Origin of the sequence: Bacillus sp. cl95, from assembly GCF_900115925.1 — a bacterium.
Classification (GTDB): domain Bacteria; phylum Bacillota; class Bacilli; order Bacillales; family Cytobacillaceae; genus Neobacillus_A.
In genome coordinates this window covers 71,337-91,162 of the sequence record NZ_FOYF01000003.1, presented here as the reverse complement: position 1 = coordinate 91,162, position 19,826 = coordinate 71,337, and the positions used below count along the sequence as shown (strand labels likewise).

The 19,826-nt window shown below is 37.8% G+C and carries 18 protein-coding genes and 1 pseudogene; 6 read left to right on the top strand and 13 right to left on the bottom strand.

Going from position 1 to position 19,826, the window contains the following annotated elements; genetic code table 11:
- The first annotated feature begins 651 nt into the window (after window positions 1-651).
- A complete protein-coding gene (locus tag BMZ31_RS09500) occupies window positions 652-2,070 on the top strand; it encodes a hypothetical protein (protein WP_090831510.1) in 1,419 nt (472 codons plus the stop codon).
- A 482-nt stretch (window positions 2,071-2,552) separates the two neighbouring features.
- A pseudogene (locus BMZ31_RS09495) lies at window positions 2,553-2,996 on the top strand (NUDIX hydrolase).
- A 104-nt stretch (window positions 2,997-3,100) separates the two neighbouring features.
- Here the strand turns inward: BMZ31_RS09495 and BMZ31_RS09490 are convergent.
- On the bottom strand, window positions 3,101-3,301 hold the full coding sequence (locus BMZ31_RS09490; protein WP_090831509.1) for a cold-shock protein: 201 nt from the start codon (window positions 3,299-3,301) through the stop codon (window positions 3,101-3,103).
- A gap of 313 nt (window positions 3,302-3,614) precedes the next feature.
- On the opposite strand from BMZ31_RS09490, the gene BMZ31_RS09485 reads away from it, so the two are divergent.
- On the top strand, window positions 3,615-5,171 hold the full coding sequence (locus tag BMZ31_RS09485; RefSeq protein ID WP_090831508.1) for an ABC-F family ATP-binding cassette domain-containing protein: 1,557 nt from the start codon (window positions 3,615-3,617) through the stop codon (window positions 5,169-5,171).
- Window positions 5,172-5,507: 336 nt separating this feature from the next.
- Here the strand turns inward: BMZ31_RS09485 and BMZ31_RS09480 are convergent, their stop codons facing one another.
- The 9 genes from BMZ31_RS09480 to BMZ31_RS09440 form a co-directional block, all read right to left on the bottom strand.
- Window positions 5,508-6,251, bottom strand: a complete 744-nt coding sequence (locus BMZ31_RS09480; protein WP_090831507.1) for an ABC transporter permease — start codon at window positions 6,249-6,251, stop codon at window positions 5,508-5,510.
- Window positions 6,252-7,013 (bottom strand): ABC transporter ATP-binding protein, encoded by a 762-nt coding sequence (locus tag BMZ31_RS09475; protein WP_090831506.1) that lies wholly within the window; start codon window positions 7,011-7,013, stop codon window positions 6,252-6,254. It lies immediately after the preceding gene.
- A 340-nt stretch (window positions 7,014-7,353) separates the two neighbouring features.
- Window positions 7,354-7,695 carry a DUF1048 domain-containing protein gene (locus BMZ31_RS09470; protein ID WP_090831505.1) on the bottom strand — a complete coding sequence of 114 codons (342 nt, stop codon included), beginning with the start codon at window positions 7,693-7,695 and terminating at the stop codon, window positions 7,354-7,356.
- Between the two features lies 1 nt (window position 7,696).
- Window positions 7,697-8,038, bottom strand: a complete 342-nt coding sequence (locus BMZ31_RS09465) for a PadR family transcriptional regulator (protein ID WP_090831504.1) — start codon at window positions 8,036-8,038, stop codon at window positions 7,697-7,699.
- Between the two features lie 710 nt (window positions 8,039-8,748).
- Window positions 8,749-9,183 carry a HEAT repeat domain-containing protein gene (locus BMZ31_RS09460; protein ID WP_090831503.1) on the bottom strand — a complete coding sequence of 145 codons (435 nt, stop codon included), beginning with the start codon at window positions 9,181-9,183 and terminating at the stop codon, window positions 8,749-8,751.
- Between the two features lie 122 nt (window positions 9,184-9,305).
- Window positions 9,306-9,860, bottom strand: coding sequence for a GNAT family N-acetyltransferase (locus BMZ31_RS09455; protein ID WP_090831502.1), 555 nt, complete (start codon window positions 9,858-9,860; stop codon window positions 9,306-9,308).
- A 63-nt stretch (window positions 9,861-9,923) separates the two neighbouring features.
- Window positions 9,924-10,190, bottom strand: a complete 267-nt coding sequence (locus BMZ31_RS09450; RefSeq protein WP_090831501.1) for a hypothetical protein — start codon at window positions 10,188-10,190, stop codon at window positions 9,924-9,926.
- Between the two features lie 135 nt (window positions 10,191-10,325).
- Complete coding sequence (locus tag BMZ31_RS09445; RefSeq protein WP_090831500.1) at window positions 10,326-10,811, bottom strand: PaaI family thioesterase; 486 nt, start codon at window positions 10,809-10,811, stop codon at window positions 10,326-10,328.
- A gap of 13 nt (window positions 10,812-10,824) precedes the next feature.
- The gene (locus BMZ31_RS09440; RefSeq protein WP_090831499.1) at window positions 10,825-11,454 is read right to left on the bottom strand and encodes an HD domain-containing protein; all 630 of its coding nucleotides are present in this window, start codon (window positions 11,452-11,454) and stop codon (window positions 10,825-10,827) included.
- Window positions 11,455-11,666: 212 nt separating this feature from the next.
- Here BMZ31_RS09440 and BMZ31_RS09435 point away from each other — a divergent pair, with 212 nt between their 5' ends.
- Window positions 11,667-12,998 carry a YheC/YheD family endospore coat-associated protein gene (locus BMZ31_RS09435; RefSeq protein WP_090831498.1) on the top strand — a complete coding sequence of 444 codons (1,332 nt, stop codon included), beginning with the start codon at window positions 11,667-11,669 and terminating at the stop codon, window positions 12,996-12,998.
- Between the two features lie 88 nt (window positions 12,999-13,086).
- On the opposite strand, the gene BMZ31_RS09430 is transcribed toward BMZ31_RS09435, so the two are convergent.
- Window positions 13,087-13,944, bottom strand: a complete 858-nt coding sequence (locus tag BMZ31_RS09430; protein ID WP_175478060.1) for a gamma-glutamylcyclotransferase — start codon at window positions 13,942-13,944, stop codon at window positions 13,087-13,089.
- Window positions 13,945-14,208: 264 nt separating this feature from the next.
- Between BMZ31_RS09430 and BMZ31_RS09425 the strand changes: the two genes are divergently transcribed.
- Complete coding sequence (locus BMZ31_RS09425; RefSeq protein WP_090831496.1) at window positions 14,209-15,465, top strand: ATP-binding protein; 1,257 nt, start codon at window positions 14,209-14,211, stop codon at window positions 15,463-15,465.
- 266 nt (window positions 15,466-15,731) lie between these two features.
- Here BMZ31_RS09425 and BMZ31_RS09420 read toward each other — a convergent pair whose 3' ends face one another.
- Window positions 15,732-16,877 (bottom strand): SMP-30/gluconolactonase/LRE family protein, encoded by a 1,146-nt coding sequence (locus BMZ31_RS09420; RefSeq protein ID WP_090831495.1) that lies wholly within the window; start codon window positions 16,875-16,877, stop codon window positions 15,732-15,734.
- 27 nt (window positions 16,878-16,904) lie between these two features.
- Window positions 16,905-18,152, bottom strand: coding sequence for an amidohydrolase family protein (locus BMZ31_RS09415; protein WP_090831494.1), 1,248 nt, complete (start codon window positions 18,150-18,152; stop codon window positions 16,905-16,907).
- 966 nt (window positions 18,153-19,118) lie between these two features.
- On the opposite strand from BMZ31_RS09415, the gene BMZ31_RS09410 reads away from it, so the two are divergent.
- Window positions 19,119-19,385, top strand: a complete 267-nt coding sequence (locus BMZ31_RS09410) for a hydrolase (RefSeq protein WP_090831493.1) — start codon at window positions 19,119-19,121, stop codon at window positions 19,383-19,385.
- Window positions 19,386-19,826 lie beyond the last annotated feature (441 nt).

The following is a 19,826-nucleotide window of genomic DNA, read 5'->3' as shown; positions in this document are numbered from 1 at the left end:
ATTCATATTTTAAAGCCTACAAAACCGATATAGAAACGAGAGAATCATCTAATGATGACTCTCCCACTCCTAATTGTTATTCTTCAATTACCTCTCTATTGAGCCTAGGTAAGTTGCAATTGTCTTATTCGAGCTTATAGTGGTCCTTTACTGGCTATCAAATCGTTTATTTCACTTTCGAAAATTTCTCTAGCTTTTAAAAACTTCATATATTTATGTATGGTTCATTCCGATTAATCCCCAAAAACTTAAATGTGATACCAAGCCAATTCACGAATTTGGACCGACTGTTGAAAGCCTACCACCGATAAAATAAAATCTCCATTAAAGGACATTCGTTCATAATAGAAATTAATTGTTGCGCATTATGGGTCAAATACGACGAAACGACCACCCTAAAAGAGTGGTCGCCTTTAACGGAGATTACTTAGTTACCAGTATCCTTGTACTGTGTAGCAAGAGTCTCACATTAATGATATACCAGTTACATTGATTCTACATATGTATACCACCTTCATTATTATACTTTCAGGTTATATATCCACTCATTACCAATGGCGACCACTAGCGATAACCGTCTCTCATTGTTGAACATACTTCGATTAGTTGACATAATGAACATACCGAAAACACGATGAAAGGATTAGACGAATGAAAAACGATTTCTTGGATCGGCTCAATATATACCATAAAGAACTTATACTTACCAACAGAATAAAGATGGACGGCGATGATCCTTATGTCAGACGTAAAAACTCCAACGAATGGATAAAAGCAAAAGTGTACAATGGAGATAACATCAGCTGCCCCACCTCCCTTAGAACAAGCTTACCCCTAGCGAATACTCGATTTATGTTTGCTCATCCTGGTCCTTATACCATTGATAAACTCGTCCAGTTAGCGTTTGATGGAGAACTGTTAAAATTTTATGGCAACGTAAGAGGATTCTGGACAGAGCAAACCAGAGAAATGTATTTAAAGTTGCTTCTAAAGCACAATATCACCTTAAGTGAACATTTCATCAAAGACACTCATACAGCCTTTTATAAAAGCATACAAAAAGCATACAAAGGAAGCAGGAAGTACCGCCAATTCCTCTTAGAAATGGGGGTAGATCCTGACGAAGTGAGCGGGATGAAAAATGTAGGCAAGTTCTTGAATGAAGGAAGACATATAGAAGTTAAAATCATTGAAATGCTTGAAGAGTTATCAGCACCATTAGAATATGGACATCGGGTTGATAACTTAATTCCAGACTTATATGACCCACATAAAAATGAAGCCATCGATATTAAAAGGCACATTAAGACAGGAATTAAAAAAGAGGTAGAAAAATACATTGATGCCTTTTCGAAAGTCACAGTCATTCATTTAATAGGAAGCAGAACAACAGAAAGTAACAATGCCGGCATTAGACGTGTAAGTATTTTCAAATGGATTAGAGAGCAAGAATTCTTCCTTTCATTAGAAGATAAACAGCAAGATACAACAATCAAATGTTTGGATAATCTGGTTGCGGACATTAACAAAAAACAGGCAGAACAGGACCGTATGGACTTCCACAGAAAGTTAGTGGAACGGATCATTGAACTCGATAAGGCCGGTTACAACAATCGTGAAATAAGCGAGGAAGTTGGATTCACTTATAAATACATCAACCGAATATTGGTTGGAAAATCCCTAAGAGAATATAGCGGAGATTATCCAGATATTTATAACGCAAGACAAGAGGAAGACAAAAGAAATGCCAGTAAAGTAATACCAAATGTAGTGAAGGAATTTACTCTAGGAGGAATGAAGGTCAGGGATATATCAACAAAGTTAGGTATCAGTAGAGACATGGTTAAATATCACCTTGCGAATCTAGGACTTAATGAAAAGGTTATTCTTAAAAAGCGGAACGACCGTCTCATTAAGTATTTCAATACCACGACCGAACATAAAAATCTTAAAGAAAAGTTCACGTGGATTGTAGAGCAGCTAATTGACGATTACCCTCATATAAAGTTCGGGGCTGTAAAGACATTCTATTATTCATATAAAGAAGAACACAAGAACGGGCAAACCTAATTACCCGTTTTTTCTAATAAAATATGGTCAATTCTTGTTCGACTTTCAAATCATTCACCGATTGAGCAAGATTTTCAATCCCTCTCCTTCAAAATAATATTTTTTTATTACAATTCGAAAAATCATATCATGCCCTTTTGTTACAACTCGCATTTTAATAAAATAACCCCATCCTTTTTATAGGCTTAGTTCTCCTCCAACGCCAGGATCCAAATTCCATTCGGTATCTATCGCGGTCGAAGCTGGACTCCAACGTTTCAGAGATTCAAGTAATTTGAAATAAAATAGCCATTTTTTATTTACATTAGACAAGATAATGGAAGTGAAAAAACTAAAAGTAAAGAATACTACTTTAGCACCCAGAAGATAAAGGACTGTGTTCAAATTTATAAATTATATTAATCATAGTTGCGCAGTATGGGTCTACTGTGAAGTAATTGTGTACTATTTCTACAATCCTAAGATAATCTTTTGTGTGAAAAATGTGTAAAACGACTTCAAAACCTACCTTTTTCAACCGTTTTCCGCCAAAACATATCGTTTCAGCGGCGACGATTGTCCTCAACGATCAACAGGAAATTCTTTTAATCAAAGGTCCTAGACGAGGTTGGGAAATGCCAGGTGGACAAGTTGAAGAAGGCGAGTAATTGAAAGATGCGGCAATAAGGGAAACGAAAGAGGAGTCAGGGATTGATATTGAGGTTATAAAATTTTATGGAATATTTCAAAATGTGAAAGAATCGATTTGTAATACGCTGTTCTTAGCAAAGCCAGTTGGAGGCCAATTAACCACTGCTCCAGAGAGTTTAGAAGTAGCTTTCTTCCCTATTGAGCAAGCCTTGGAAATGGTCACGTTTTTGAATTTCAGACAAAGAATTGAATACAGTTTGGATAAGGATGCACAGCCATTTTATATAGAATTTTAAACACTTATATAGAACAAGGGAACTCATGGAGGTCCCTTGTTTTTTTTGAAAAACAAAAAAACAGACCCTATTAATAGGGTCTGTTTCGAATGTGTTGTTTAAAATTAAGCTTTACGAACGTTAGTAGCTTGTGGTCCACGTTGACCTTGTTCTACTTCGAAAGTTACTGCTTGGCCTTCGTCTAAAGTCTTGAAGCCTTCAGTTTGGATAGCTGAGAAATGTACGAATACATCGTCTCCGCCTTCGCGCTCGATGAATCCAAATCCTTTTTCTGCGTTAAACCATTTTACTTTACCTTGTTCCATGTGTGTTTCCTCCTGCGTGTGCTAGTTGCACACTTGTGGTACTATTCTTGCTCAATAGTTCAAGATCGAAAGTTTAGTCACTTACCAATTCTTGCCGAACAAAAATAATTCTTCTAAAGAATAACAGATTACCTATATATGTGCAAGAGAACCATTCACCTATGACATAATCACTAGTTTTAACGACAATTGGTGATCGAACCTATTTCCATAAATGTTGATACATAGTATAATCTTATATTGTGACCTAAATTCAAAAATGATTAAAAAATATAGATGTTTTTATAAAAGCTGATGAAATGAGTGTGAACATATGAGTATCTTAACTGTAAAAGACCTTAGCCACGGTTTTGGTGATCGTGCTATTTTTGATAATGTTTCTTTCCGTCTCTTAAGAGGCGAGCATATCGCATTAATTGGTGCAAATGGTGAAGGGAAATCTACCTTCATGAATATCATCACAGGACAATTGCAGCCTGATGATGGAAAAGTGGAATGGTCTAGAAATCAACGTGTTGGTTATCTTGATCAACATGCTGTTTTACAAAAAGGATTTACGATCCGTGACGTATTAAAGACTGCCTTTCAATACCTATTTGATATTGAAACAAACATTAATGATATTTACGGAAAAATGGGTGACGTTACACCAGAAGAAATGGATAAGTTATTAGAAGAAGTTGGCACTTTGCAAGACATGTTAACAAATAACGACTTCTATGTTATTGATGCAAAAGTTGAGGAAGTTGCTCGCGGACTTGGTCTAGATGAGGTTGGACTAGACAAAGACGTTCATGACTTGAGTGGTGGACAAAGAACGAAGGTCTTATTGGCAAAGCTTTTGCTTGAAAAGCCAGACATTCTTCTACTGGATGAGCCTACGAACTATTTAGATGAACAACATATCGAATGGTTACGACGTTACCTTCAAGAATATGAGAATGCATTCGTTTTGATTTCACATGACATCCCCTTCCTTAATAGCGTTGTAAATGTCATTTATCACTTGGAAAATCAAGAATTGAATCGTTATGTTGGTGACTACAATAACTTCCTTGCTATTTATGAAGCAAAGAAGCAACAGGTAGAAGCTGCTTATAAAAGACAGCAAGCAGAAATTTCGAACTTAAAAGATTTTGTTGCGCGTAATAAAGCAAGGGCAGCTACTGCTAACCTTGCGATGTCCAGACAGAAAAAACTTGATAAGATGGACATTATTGAGATCGCAGCGGAAAGACCAAAGCCTGAATTCAACTTTAAGGAAGCAAGAACTTCTGGTAAATTGATTTTTGAAACGAAAGAATTAGTCATTGGTTACGACGAACCACTATCAAGACCGTTAAATCTAACGATGGAACGTGGTCAGAAGATCGCTTTAGTTGGAGCGAATGGTATCGGTAAGACGACCCTTCTTCGCAGCATCCTTGGAGAAATCAAGCCAATTTCCGGGTCAGTTGAACGCGGCGAATACCAGTTTGTAGGCTATTTCGAACAAGAAGTAAAAAGCGAGAATTCAAACACATGTATCGATGAAATATGGAATGAGTTCCCTCATTTAAGTCAAGCTGAAGTTCGTGCCGCACTAGCAAAATGTGGACTTACACGCAAACACATTGAGAGTAAGATCTCCGTTTTAAGTGGTGGAGAAAAAGCGAAAGTAAGACTTTGTAAGCTGATGAACCGCGAAAGCAATGTCCTTGTATTCGATGAGCCTACGAATCACTTGGATGTAGACGCTAAGGAAGAGCTGAAGCGTGCATTGAAAGCCTATAAAGGCAGCATTTTGCTTATCTCCCATGAACCTGAATTTTATCAAGCAGTTGTGAATGAAGTTTGGAACGTTGAGTCTTGGACAACTAAATCACTATAATTTTTCATTGGAAAAAGCCTCCGGAATAATCTAATGGATTCCGTTTCGAGGTGCGTTTTATAAAAAACACACCAAAATAACAGTCAGTTTGACATCATAAATGGCATATTAAAAAGTAAAACTCGCCCCATAAATGGCGAGTTTTCTTTATGCTGAATAGTGGCTCTTCATAAACTAAAGCCCCGTTACTTTTAGTACATTTCTTCGCATACTTAACTTTTATTTCATAAATACTGTTCAGTTTTTTCAAAAAGATATTCGCTTTCCATGTGTAGAAAATAAATTTGGAGCGGATAGATTATTGATTTGACTAATCCCTTAATGGTGTATTTACCCTTACAGGCGTTTAAATTGTTTACTGGCGAAGAAGTAAGCGATGACCATGATGCCGACGCACCAGGCAAGCGCAATCCAGATATCGTTACCGACAGACCCTTCATACAAGAGGGCACGAATCGCATTCACGATTGAAGTCACGGGCTGGTTCTCAGCGAACGTACGGACAATTTTAGGCATGGTTTCGGTAGGGACAAAGGCCGAACTGATAAACGGCAGGAAAATTAGCGGATACGAGTAAGCTGTCGCCCCTTCCATAGACCCCGCTGTTAATCCGGGAATGACCGCTAGCCATGTAAGCGCGAGAGTAAAAAGCCCGAGTATCCCAGCTACCGAGAGCCAATTCAGGATATCAGCGCTTGAACGGAACCCCATCAAAATGGCGACGAGGATAACCACAACGACAGTAAGTGCATTGGAAACAAGCGAGGTCAACACGTGAGCCCATAATACCGACGAGCGCTTGATAGGCATCGTAATGAAACGCGCCATCAGCCCGCTCCTGACATCGTTAAACAGCCGCAAGGAAGTGTAAGCGCCCCCGGATGCGATAGCCATCAATAAGATTCCCGGCAATAAATAATTGACGTAGTTGTCAGTTCCCGTCTCTATGGCGCCGCCAAATACGTAAACAAATAGCAGCATCATCATAATTGGAGTAATCGCTACAGTGATAATCGTATCCGGGCTGCGCATGACGTTGCGCATTAAACGTCCTAGTAATACCCCTGTTTTGCTTTTCATTTACATCTCCTCCTTTTTGCCGATGATCGCGAGGAAAATTTCCTCCAATGTTGGCTGCTTCTCGATATACTCCACTTTCGCTGGCGGGAACATCTCTTTAAGTTCTTTAAGGGTACCGGTTGTGATGATTTTTCCGCCATGCAGGATGGCGATATGGTCCGCCAGTTGTTCGGCTTCCTCCAGATACTGAGTCGTTAGCAAGATGGTCGTGCCTCCGCCGGCAAGCTCCTTGACGGTATCCCAGACTTCAATCCGCGCTTCGGGGTCAAGCCCTGTTGTCGGTTCGTCGAGAAAAATGACTTCTGGCGTACCAATCAAGCTCATGGCGATGTCAAGCCGGCGCTTCATCCCACCGGAATACTTATCGGCCCGGCGGTTGGCCGCATCGGTCAGGCTGAATCTTACAAGCAGATCGTCAGCGACTTGAGAGGGATTGGAAACTCCCCGCAACTTGGCGATCATCATCAGGTTTTCCCTTCCTGTGAGCATGCCGTCTAATGCAGCGAATTGCCCTGTCAGGCTGATGCTTTGGCGAACATGATCCGGTTGACGCTGGACGTCAAAGCCGCAAATACCGACTTCGCCGCCATCGGGCTTCATAAGCGTCGAGAGGATGTTGACCGTCGTCGTCTTGCCCGCTCCATTTGAGCCAAGTAGTGCGAAAATTTCGCCACGCTGCACCTCAAAATCCACCCCCTTTAAGACTTCCTTTCCTTTAAAGGATTTTTTTAACCCTTTTACAGAAATCGCTGTATTGCTCATACTTTTTTCCTCCTTATAATTAGCCCAGCAAGGCGCTAGATTGGCTATACCTCACTACTCTGTCTGACTGATATTCTGTATTACTTACTACTAAGGTAAAAATATAACTGAATAGTGAAGGGAACAATTTCATTTGTAACCAGCTATTCAGTCGAATTTATCTATTGAATTTACTTTTTTCCAATCGCTTCATGATACGCTGATTTAAATACTTACGATACTTGTCGACATAGCTTTTAGCGGTAGCCACTAGTTTGTCGGAAAGGAAGCCAAGTCGTTCCCAGTGACGGTTTGCGTGGTTAGAGTCGATGCTAGGTGAAACTTTACTTGGAATTTACCATTAGCCACGACCAATCGTATCGTTCAACTTCTTGCGATATTTGTCCTTCCAAGTTTGCTCATCCTTCACCAAGTCGTCGCAAAAAGCAGCCACGTCCTCGCCCGTAAGGTCGGTGACTTTCTTGCCTTCCGCTGCGCCTTCCTCGAAGAGGTCAAGAATGCCGACAAAGATTCGGCTACTGTCCTTCCAGTCAGTGGGACCACCACCAGCTGTCCACAAATATTTTTGGATAGCTTTGTAAGCGTTGCGGTACTCACTTGGAAGTGCCTTCGCACGTGCCTCCATCGCCCTCCATTCCCGCTTGTCATCTATACTTCCGATAATTTTTTCAAAAATATTCATTTTACTTCTCTCCTTTTGATTTTATTTTAGTCTTAAGTTCGTTAATTTTACTTGAGATGAAATCCCATTTTTTCCAAAAAACCTCAAGTTGCTCTTGACCTGCTGCGTTGAGTGTGTAAAATTTTCTCGGCGGTCCCATAGTGGATGGCTTTTTCTCGATGTCCACCAGATTGTTTTTCTCAAGCCGCATTGTAATCGTATAAACTGTGCCTTCAACCACATCTGTGAAGCCAAGTTCTCGTAGCTGTTGCGTGATTTCATAGCCGTAAGTTTCGCCACGGCTGATGATTTCAAGCACACAACCCTCAAGCACCCCTTTCAGCATTTCCGTGATATTTTCCATTCTTTACCTCCATTTATATTTCACTTATATTTTTTCAGTACTCTGTAACACAGGTATTTTGTGTTACTTATATTCAGTATTACTGACTACTAGTATATAGTATTACCGAATAGCTACAATTGTCAATAAAACTTTTCGTCAAAAGAGCCCTTTTACGACTTCAAAGGTGTTCTAATCAAATTTGACAGCTTAGACTTTAGCCAGACACGTGATTATTTTCAAGAAGAGCAAAAAAATTAAAAATAATTGGTGAAAGGCTTGACCAAGAACTCTCTCATTTTCGTGGACTTGATTAACATGTTAAAGTGACCAAATTGATGATTAGTAATACAAACGGTCTCGACTTCGCAAAAAAGGTGGCGACTATTATGTTATAAACACATTGAGTCAGTTAATTGTGTGTAGAGATCGCCATATATTTGGTATCTATCCTACTGGCCAAAATGAAATCAAAATAAAAACTTAAGCACGAACAAAAGTAAAACGTCCTGTATCAATTTACAGGACGTTTCGGGATGAAAAAAATATTGATGGAGCCTCGGGAAAAGTTCTTCATTCAGGTTTATAAGAACAAATCTCTATCATGAAACCCGAGAAATGTTATTCATCATGGCTATGAAGTACAAATCTCTTTCATATAACCAGCAAAATGTTCTTCATCAAGGTTTTGAAACAAAACTTTCTCATGTAAACAGATACGAATCACCAGATTATACAGACAACCATGCCTTTTTCAACCAATTTTCAAACTCATTACCCTTTTCACCTTCGTACGCATCATAAACATCGAGTCTCATTTTCTTTAACTTCTCTGCAAACTCTTCATATGAATGGCCTTCAGGTAGGCTCTTTTTCACGCGTTTGAAAATTTTCGTTGCATCCTTAACCAATTCCCCTTTTTTCTTTGGAGGTAATTGAACATCTTCCCCAAAGGCTTGGAGCTTATGGAATGCATTCTTTTGTATTTTATAAACAGGATCGTTCATCATTCTAGATTTTAGGATATCGATCGTCTGTTTGCTCTTCCACTTTCCAAGTTCATCAATGGCATCAAATCGGTCTCTCCAACTAGATGTACGACTTGCCGCTTTTTTTAATTCCTCGTAATTCTCAGGTAACTCACTTTTCACTTCTTTATTATTCAACAACATTAACTCCCTTTATAGATAATCTAAAATCATGCCTTACAATTGTAACACTTTATTCTACCGTGCATACCCTGTTTTACACGTCGTGCACAATAAATGTTCTTTTTCTATGTAATTCATCATTTCGTTAAATAGATGATGGCCGAACATGTACAGGGAAAACCACATGACACACAATCGAAACCTTCTTTAAGGCTGTCTTCCTTCCAGTACTCATCAATTTCTAAAATCTCACTGAAACCAAATTCATATAATAGCCTTCCAATATTGACGATTCCATTTGGTTTTTTCCATGCTTCTACTACAATTCCCTTGATTTCTTTCCTTTCAAATTCATGAACGGTCCGTTCCACTAATGAGTGTGCAATGCCCATTTTACGACAGTGAGGATTCACAACCACCACATTTAGCAATCCGAAACAAGATTCATTTGAATGACTCGTAATGATACTAGGATCAATCCCTAATTCTTCACACAACTCATTTACAGACTTTATGTCGTTAAGGATGACTCCAACAATCTTATCATCTTTCGTCATAACGAAGCCAAAATTATCCCCATCAAGATATTTTGTTAATTGTTCTTGATTGAAGTAACCCTCACCCAAAGAACCATCAATTAATTGGATGATATTCGGAAAATCTTCTCTTTTTATGTTTCTAATCCTTCTCATATGACCCGCCTAAATTAAATTCTTTCTATACGAATAAATGTAGTACCTTTTGTAGTATAGGACTTATTTAATAGAATCAAACTCAATAATCTTCTGCAATTTTTCAACCATGACGACACATCTACTATCGCCTATTTTATAAATGTACATTTTCTTACCTTTTTCTTGTACGAGCTTCTTGAACTCAAGCTCGCCCTCTAGTTGATGTTTTTGTTTGATATCCAACAGTTTCTTATGTATTTGTTCCTGAGATGGTGCCATTTTAGATGCAATCTTAATTGGTGTTAATAACCCTTTTATTCTAAAAGTCACTAATGTCACTGTATCCACGTTATTCATCTCCTTATGGAAGAAATTCGACGTAAGATGTTATTTCCCTTTTGAAAGTCGTTGTTATTCGGCATTTTTATATAGAAAAACCCCAGTCATCATGAATGACTGAGGTCGTAGATACTCTATTGTTCACTATTGTTTACTTACAAAGGTTTTCGGCATGACCACAGCGATGACTTCCCCACGCGCACATTGGGTATCTTCTGCAAACACCTCAACATCCATTTTCCATTTTTTCGGATGAATTTCTTCGATTGTTCCGATTGCTTTTAATGGGGTGCCGTGTGCTGTTGGTTTCAGAAATTCTGTTTTAAGAGATGCTGTTACAAATCTTGGTGGTTCTGCGCCATCCCCTGGCTCGTGGCCATTTTTTCTATGTAGTGCTAGAGCTGCTGATCCTGTGCCATGACAATCGATTAAAGAAGCAACAATGCCTCCGTACACGAAACCTGGTAGTGCAATATGTTCTGCTTTCGGCGTATAAACGGTTACCGTTTGATCGCCTAGCCATCCTGTGCGAAAATGATGACCTTCTTCATTCATTCTGCCGCAACCATAACACCAGGCAAAATCATCTGGATATTCATCCTGAATTGCCTTGATTACTTGCTCCTCCACCTTGATTCCTCCCTTAAATGGTTCCTGGATAAACCCGACCTAGCATGTCATCCTTATCTAATCCAGCATCCTCTGTTGCGGAAAAGTCGTCTTCATTCACTACATATTGTTTAAAAAGATAAGCAATCTTATCTCGCAAATCATTTACTAATGAAAAATCCGATTCATGAGCAAGACTTTCTATGATATTCGTATAATACCACTCTTGTTGCTCTCTCCCTCGGTTGAATCGATTCCAGACTTTATCTCCAAACTGTTCGTAATCATTGATGATGGATTGGATATTGTGAAGTTTATCCGCACAAGCTACTACTCTTATTTCTTCGGGAGCGTTTTTTAAGTACTCGATTGTATGTGTTTTTCTTTCTTCCCAGGAAAGAGATTTATCGGGTTCCGAACAGCCTTCAACAATGGAAGCAATTCTTTCACCAAACAATTCTCTTATTTCATTCAAAGTAACCGTCGTATCTTCGACCGTATCGTGTAAAATTCCAGCTGCGATGATTTCTTCTGAATATCCTGCCTTCATTAACATCATACCGACAGCGACTGGATGAGTGATGTACGGGATCGTGGTGTCTTTCCGATATTGTCCTTCGTGTGATTGACTTGCCACTTGTAGAGCTTTTTCAATTAATTCCAAAGGTCATCCTCCCTTGATCAAAATACTCTTTTATTCTACCACTATTATCCATTATTCAAAAAGGGAATAATGACTTCTGAAAAAGAAACAAGAGTATAATATGAAAAATCGCTCATTTCCAGCTAACTTGACTCCCAAATGGTATCTACTTCGAAACATAATCATCTTATCCTTCATACAATAATCCATAGATTCTTTTAGGAGGTTTAACAATGAATAATATACAAATAACATCCGACAACGATCACCAAGGACGCTTAACCCTTCATCCCAAAGCAGCAAAGGCCTTGCAGATAGACGATTCACAGAAGGGATTAATTAGATTTGGAATACGCGCCGTTCCAATAGATGTCTATCTTTCTGCAAATCTTCCTTTGGACAAGATAAGATTATCCTCAGACCTTATAAGAGAATTAGGAATCTCTCTAAATTGCCGTTTTGATATTGTGCAAAATGACAATGAAATTATAATCGGTCCATATATTGGAATACTTGCTGGATCAAATGAAATCTCCGTAAATAAACGCCTTGAAACACTATTGGATTATTTACATCATTACGAAAAAGATATTAGGGGTGCCGTTCTTGTTTTCTCTTTAGAAAATGTGGACAAAGCTAAGCTTATTATGAAAGGACATCTTTATAATCCATCCACAAACCTATGGGACGAAGGTACTTTTCCCTATCCTTCCTCCATAATGATTAAGACAGGAACTGTTAGTTCTAAATGGGTCAAGCACTTTAAATCCGTCATCGGTGACTCCGTCTTTAATGATTTCTACTTCAATAAATGGGACATTCACAAAACTTTGGAAGCTTCCTCCTATCTTAAGAACTATCTTCCCGTTTCGACTCTTTATTCATCTCCTCATGATATTTATTCATTTCTTAAGCATTCTCCAAGTATGATTGTCAAATCCATAAATGCCTCCAAAGGGTCCTCTATCTATAAGATTTCCGTTGACGAGAAGGATCTTGTGATCACCTACCCCAAAACCGGACAAATAGACAAAATCCATTTAAAAAACAAAGATAAAGGTTATTCCCTGTTTAAAAGATATTTCGCAAAAAATGAGTTTATGATTCAAGAAGCATTAGAGTTGATCACCTATCAAGAGCGCACCATTGATTTTCGTGTGATTGTTATCAAAAATCAAAATGCGCATTGGCAGGTAATGGGGATATTTGCGAGACATGGCCAGCCAGGAAACATTCTTAGCAACCTTTCTCCAATAGTAAAATCAGGCGAGGAAACAATTAAAGAAGTCCTAAAGCTTAACGACTTGGATAACAAATTGTTAATACAGGCAATTTCCGAAATAGCTATAGAGTCTGTTAAAGCAATCGATCACACAGGTGTCCATTTTGGAAATACTGGTGTAGATATCGCAATTGATAAGGAGGGAAATCTACGGATTATTGAAATTCAGCATTGCAATCCTTCGCATAATATCGCTATTAAAGCGGGCTTTCCTGAGCTGTATTATGAGATTCTCAAAACGAATATGCGATATGCAAAAAGACTTGCTGGTTTCCTAAAATAAATTATCGGTAATAAAGCAGAGAGACTTCCTACTGGAAATCTCTCTTTCTATATAAAAGTATAGGTATTATCAGCTACAATTTTCAATTTTAGAATGAAACTTTCATCTGAAATTTTTTATATAGGTCGTCTTGTAGCTTTTTGGAATATTCTGCACTAACCACGCTTTTTGCTCCACGAAGAATTTCCATTGCGTAATATTCTGATGGTGCCGTTTCAGGCTTTTTATTCACGACTAAAAAGGTTAATACATTCGCATAACATACACCTTCTATATGGATCTCAATAAAAGCTGGACGGTATATTTTTAAATAGACACCTTCGCGGAGAAACAGATATTTCAGCGCTTTTTGATTGATTTCATATACCTTTCCTTCAACCTGTTCATCACTTTCTATAAGATCGGCGCATCCACCATCAGAGGTGGTATGTGTGTAAGCTAATTTTAACTTTTCAACAATCCCTCGCCCTTTAATGTCAGTAAATAGATGCTCCACCTTTTTTCGTCGAAACTCTTCCGTATCCATGCATGAGCCATATGCGAAATAAAATAGCTTTTCTTTTCGTAGATACCTATGACATTTCCAATCACCGAATGATACTTTTTGAAAGTTTTCCATTTGGGATTTATCATAGTTATAAACAAAAGCTTCAAAGGTACCAAAATCGGATTGGATATCCCGTTTCACTCTCATAGGATGAATGGATTTATTCTGACTTCTTGCATGTAGGTCAATTGCTATTATTTGCTCTTTAGTCACCTCATAAAGTTCACCATAGACCCTTTCCGATGAATCAAATATCATCAGCGGGTATGCCATTCCACTGTCATATAATTTTCCTGTAGTCCAACTTAGCCTCGCAACACACTTTGCATCCTTTAATAGATAATGGTCTGGTTCATTCACTCTCAATAATCCATATACAAATAGTAGAATTCTATCCATTTGCCTCTTCTCCATTCAAAATTCATCATGAAATCATAAAAAAAGATTAAGAGCACTGAGGCTCTTAATCACTATATGCATACTCCTTTTTTTCGCATGGATAACTATCAATGAACAATTGAAAAAGTTGATTCAACGATCAGATCCACCTTTTGAACCCTTCTTTTGGCACTTTCACTAAATTTATATTAATATGATGTAGAATATATTTTAAATGCTCACATGATGAATTTGTTTATAGATTTAAAAAGTGGAGGATATTTATTGATTACACTCATAAAACCGTTATTGGTTAACATAACAATATTGTTTTCATTTACATTCAACGCGAACTTGTTTTTTCCTTTTCAAGCAAAAAATACGATTTCTTTAAAGAAGAGATTTAGCTATGGCTTAATAGGAATGATGGTGGCCCTTTTCTGCATGTTTTATCCGATTGAAACATTGGGTGAAACCCATTTCGATTTTCGAATGATTGTTATCATGATTCTCACTTTATATGGAGGATGGCTGCCGGGAATCATGGTACTGGCTGTCGTATCAATCTATCGCTATTTTATTGGAGGGGATTTTCAAGAGGTTGGAATTCTCGTTTCCATTTTGGCCTTCATCATCGCTTTCCTTTTTAGAGGATTGTTTTTAAAATCAAAAATTAAAATGTTATCAGGCACAATGGTTGTGGTTAGTTATTTCTTAACTTACATTACCATCCTCTATCTTACGGTTCGCTTTTTGGATCTTTCATTCTATTTGATTTATTTTTCAGCATTTTATGTGACCGCTATTGCATTGATTTATGTAATCGAAAGATTAATCCGCATCAATAAACAAATGGAAGAGATGGTTTATCTCGATAAACTGAACATGGTTGGTCAAATGGCTGCCTCTATTGCACACGAAATCAGAAATCCGCTTACAACCGTTCGAGGATTCATCCAATTCCTTAGTAAGGATACAAAGGATGAGCAATTCCAAAAGTTTTCTCCTATTATCATGGAAGAACTTGATCGCACTAATAAGATCATTACGGATTATTTAAATGTAGCCAAGCAAGCGCCATTTAATCTTTCGAATATTCCAATCACTCAACTGGTAGACGACTGTGTACAATTAATGCGACCATTCGCCTCTTATTCGAATGTCATCATAGATTTTGAAAAAAGCGGCAATTGGTATGTTCATGGTGATGAACATTATTTGAAACAGGCCATTATGAATGTCATAAAAAACGGTATTGAATCCATTCACGATCAAGGAACAGTAAAAATTGATATACAACCAAGTTTTAATGATACGATTACCATCACTGTTCAAGATAATGGGTGTGGTATGGACGCTGAACAGTTGAAGAATATAGGACTGCCCTTTTACACAACGAAAACGATGGGTACAGGACTGGGTAGCATGATTACCAATAAAATTGTCAGGGAATTGAACGGTTCGATAGAATATGAAAGTGAAGTAGGCACTGGGACAACCGTGAAAATTACACTTGAAGAAATAGAGGTTCCGAAAGCATAATGATTTCTTCCTGCAATACAGAAAAACGAATCCTCTTAGAAAGATGGATTCGTTTTTCTGTAGAAATGGGGCGGTGCGGCGCAGCTTAAAAAGGCCTTGAAACTTAATGAACTAAATAGGACCTTTCATTCATTAAACGAGTTTAGTGCTAGCTCTGCTCCCACCGCCATATTCTATTTGTTCCTGCAAAGACAAGTCCATTTCCATACTTGGGTTGGGAGACATATCTCATGTTCGTTTTTTATGGAGAAAAATTCTTGTATCCCTTAGAGACCTACCTCAGTTTTCCTCACCCAACCAATGGATTTCGTTTCATTCAGGTGATGAAAGTATAATTGATCATCCGTTTCAGTTACACCAGTGATATTTGGATAGACGCCATTTGAATCTTGTAGGTCTGTTAAGATCTTCCCCGATTCATCAATAGCGATGACGTGCATATACCCAGCACCTTTTGGCAACAAGAAATGCGGCAATCTCATAGCTACGGCACGCATCCATGGTTTATCTGCACTTAAGTCCAGAAAGGCATTACGCGGATTGACTAAACCTATCCAAATCCTCCCGTCTTGACCTCTTGTCATATTATCAGGCAATCCCGGTAAATTCTCGATTAAAACGTGCGCACCATTTTGTTGTTCATTTGCACTAAGATTCCTCGCCTCTACATCCACTTTCCAAATACGGTACTTTCCCGTTTCATTGAGAAAGATGTGCTGTTTATCTTTGCTCAGCGTGATTCCGTTCGCAAAGCTCAAGTCCTTTATGAGGACACGCGTTTCTTTCGTAGCTGGATCAAATTCTAATAATCTTCCTGAGCTGCTATTAGCTAAGATATCAATTTCTCCTGCCTTACCTACGTCCCCGATTTTATTGACATTCACTTTTTGTGAGGCATCGGTAAAATAGATCTTACCATTTTGCGCGACGGCAACAGCATCGGCAAATTGAATAGGACTGTCATCTACGGAATCTGTTAATAGCTCAATCTTTGCTTCATTTTCATGATTGATCACTCTTAGTAAACCACCATGGTCACCATACATGGGATCAGCCACAATGATGGCTCCTTCAGAATCAAAATCGAATCCAAGTGGGCGGCCTTTTGTAGTTATTACCTCTTCCATTTCTGAACCATCATGACGCATACGGATGATTTCCCCACCCTTCATGGCAGCGTAGAGCCAATCAGATTGGTAAACCATATACTCAGGTTCAGCGTAATCTCCTATATCAATAAAACTCAACTCTGCTAATTTATTATTCTTTTTAAAAGGACCCTGATACCCTTCAGACTTAGGAGTATCCCACGCAACAGGCTTGATCGCAACAGGCCAGAAAGCCAGATAAAGAGTTAAAATGAATAGCAAACCAAGCATGATAGATAAAATGGGGTTACCTCTTTTCTTCATTCACTTATTCCTTCCTATATTTTCTGATTAAGCGAAGATCCTTTCCACGATTTCCAAATACCTTCGTCTCACCAACTCTTCATCAACGTTTAGAATCTCTTTATCTTTCATCACCCATTTACCATCGACCATAACGTGTTGGATGAATTCGCTCTTCATGTTCGTCAATAAATTATGTAGATAGTTGGTGAAGTTCCCTTTTTGGACCAGTGGCTGCAGTGCTGCGTCTTTTTTGATAAAAACAAGATCCGCTTTATATCCTTCCTTGATTTGACCGATTTCGTTGTGGAGCTGATAAGCGCATGCCCCATTCACGGTTGCCATTTTAAAAATAGCCTCTGCGGAGAATTCGCTGACATCCGTGTTCAGTTTTAATAAATAGTAAGCCATACGCATGACTTCCCACATATCTGTATGCGCATAATCCGTACCTAAGCACACATTTACCTTTCTTCTGAGCATTTCTTTTACATTTGCCTGTCCTGCACCGCTCCATAAATTAGAGATTGGGCAATGTACGACCGAGCTTTCGGCATCCGCAGCAAGTTCCATATCATTCTCTGACATATGTACACCATGGAATAGGATTGTTTTATGATCGAGTAGTCCATATTCTTTGTAGAGCTCTACACTAGATTTGTTAAAACTAGAATAGACAAGATCTTTCCTCCAACCATTTTCCATGCAATGTGTCATAAAAATAGAATCATAGTTCTTTTTATTTTTTACACATTCAAGAAGTGTTTCTTCTGTTATGTCCTCTTCTTCCAATAAATGCGCACCGTAAGATACATTTCCATCCTTCCGGCTAAGTAACTCTGGGAATCTCGCATAAGTGTCGACCATTCCACGTATTCCCAACTTATTGATGGCTTGCGCCAATAGGGCAGGATCATTTCCAGGGTCAGAATCACTCACGAAGGTTACTCCGTTCTTAATCATGTCCACATAGCTTTGTTGGCCGATCCATACAAATTCTTCATCTAATAGGTTGGTATCAAGATATTCGAACAAATGATTTTGAAGTCTCCCTTGTTCTGAGTCGTTGCACCAATCTTGAATCTTCATTTCTTTCATAAGTCCTTTTGCGATCGAAGAATAACTATGGAAGTGGGCATTGATTAGTCCTGGAATCACAAGATATTCACTGCAGTCAAACACTTCACTGTCATTTGATTCCACTGTATTTAGGTGGATACTTCCTTCATTTATCGCGATTTCACCTTTTTCAAATTTCATTTCACTATTTAGGTACGTTACGTTTTTTAAAAGCATCGGAGTTTCCCCTTCTATTTGGTTGTATATTCCATACTATAGCATTTTTCCCAAGCATTATGGAATGTGAGAAACGACAAATATATCCATCTCGCAATTTGCTAGATTTACAAATTATAGTAATTCCCTATCTCATTTTATATATTGAGTTTTTATGTTTGATTTTATCTCTTTTATGTTCGGAGAATTCAATACTGTCCACTCTTTTGATAAAAGCATTAATCTTCTCAATATCCTGTATTTCCTTTTGTGTTTGATCACTGGCGGTTTCATTTTTATTTACACCTTGTATATAAAGAAGTTTATATTCATTTTTAGGGATTCTATTTTCTCAGAACCACAGCCACTTAGAATATTAATACTAAAAATTAATGTAACAACTAATTTCAAGAAATTCATATTATCTCCCTCTTATTCAACAATCCTGCTTTGTTATTCGAATAAGTAAAAGCCGGCTAAATTGCAGGCGGACCTTATACTATAGGACCCATTAACCACCCAATAAGTTCAATAACGGCGCTTCACCACTTTGAATTAAAATCTATATTGATACTGACCTTAATCCAGTCACCCCTAATCCAGCACAATTTATTACGCTCTCCTCTTTTTTGAATATTGAGCAGGGTTTTCTTCAGTATTTTCAATTTTCCATTTTTATAGAAACTTATTTTCATTGTAGTTGAAGAAGAAAATATGCTCTACCTCATTTGAAGTAAAGCATCCTTTATTTCAACAGGCATTCTCTTTTCTATTGCGTAACATGTTCGAACTGCACACTAATTTATTCTTAAACTCTTACTTTATTATTTACCAGACTACCAAAAAGTATATATTTACCAAAACTAAAAAAAATGTAAATTAGATAGATTTATCTTAATTTTAGTAAGATGTTTGTCCAATCCTTTTTTCTAATTCAAAATAAACTGTCATTGTAACTTATTTTTAAAAAAAGGAGAGGTAAAGGGAATGAGACACGAAGAATGTGAAGATTGTAGAAAGAAAATTGAAAGTAAACATCGTTGCAAAGGATGCGCATGTGATCAATTTAGAAAATTATCAACAAATACAGAAGTAGATTTATTTTTATCAGGTGGGACTATCCTTGAAGATCTCGTTTTTGTAAATTTTGATGAAAAAAATTGCTGTGCTTTCTTCAATTCTGAGAGAGAAGGAGGACAACTTATCGTTGTTGATTGTCAGTTTGTCCAAGCTATTGGATTCGAATCTGATTAAATGATATAGAGGGGGATTCTTACATGCTTTAGAATCCCTCTCTTTTTTATTTAATTTCGCAGTTTGAGTCAACTGCGCCATAAAGACTTATAGATTTCACCCGCTTTTATTCAACTAACCTCCCGTTAGCACAATATAAAAAGGGGATCGCCGCAGCCTTACGAGTTCCCTTTTAAGGTGCAAAATTTAATTCCACAATACATTTTCAGCGTGAATTCACACATGAATTTACGTTTTATATTTCCTTGGTATTACTGCACTCTTTGGTATTTCAAGCAGAAATTCGCATACTATTTCTCGAATATGAAAATGTTAATGCTATGCTCAATACGCCTTAACAATCCTTCGTACTTTCTACAACTTCTGTTTGCCATACAATTCATGGGATAATGTGAAGCCTACACCAGCTCTAAGATTGGGGATTGCCGATAAACAATTTAC

Coding starts and splice junctions, on each gene's coding strand:
- BMZ31_RS09500 (WP_090831510.1), top strand. CDS start 652: ATGAAAAACGATTTCTTGGATCGGCTCAATATATACCATAAAGAACTT.
- BMZ31_RS09490 (WP_090831509.1), bottom strand. CDS start 3,301: ATGGAACAAGGTAAAGTAAAATGGTTTAACGCAGAAAAAGGATTTGGA.
- BMZ31_RS09485 (WP_090831508.1), top strand. CDS start 3,615: ATGAGTATCTTAACTGTAAAAGACCTTAGCCACGGTTTTGGTGATCGT.
- BMZ31_RS09480 (WP_090831507.1), bottom strand. CDS start 6,251: ATGAAAAGCAAAACAGGGGTATTACTAGGACGTTTAATGCGCAACGTC.
- BMZ31_RS09475 (WP_090831506.1), bottom strand. CDS start 7,013: ATGAGCAATACAGCGATTTCTGTAAAAGGGTTAAAAAAATCCTTTAAA.
- BMZ31_RS09470 (WP_090831505.1), bottom strand. CDS start 7,695: ATGAATATTTTTGAAAAAATTATCGGAAGTATAGATGACAAGCGGGAA.
- BMZ31_RS09465 (WP_090831504.1), bottom strand. CDS start 8,038: ATGGAAAATATCACGGAAATGCTGAAAGGGGTGCTTGAGGGTTGTGTG.
- BMZ31_RS09455 (WP_090831502.1), bottom strand. CDS start 9,860: ATGAGAAGGATTAGAAACATAAAAAGAGAAGATTTTCCGAATATCATC.
- BMZ31_RS09435 (WP_090831498.1), top strand. CDS start 11,667: ATGAATAATATACAAATAACATCCGACAACGATCACCAAGGACGCTTA.
- BMZ31_RS09430 (WP_175478060.1), bottom strand. CDS start 13,944: ATGGATAGAATTCTACTATTTGTATATGGATTATTGAGAGTGAATGAA.
- BMZ31_RS09420 (WP_090831495.1), bottom strand. CDS start 16,877: ATGAAGAAAAGAGGTAACCCCATTTTATCTATCATGCTTGGTTTGCTA.
- BMZ31_RS09415 (WP_090831494.1), bottom strand. CDS start 18,152: ATGCTTTTAAAAAACGTAACGTACCTAAATAGTGAAATGAAATTTGAA.
- BMZ31_RS09410 (WP_090831493.1), top strand. CDS start 19,119: ATGAGACACGAAGAATGTGAAGATTGTAGAAAGAAAATTGAAAGTAAA.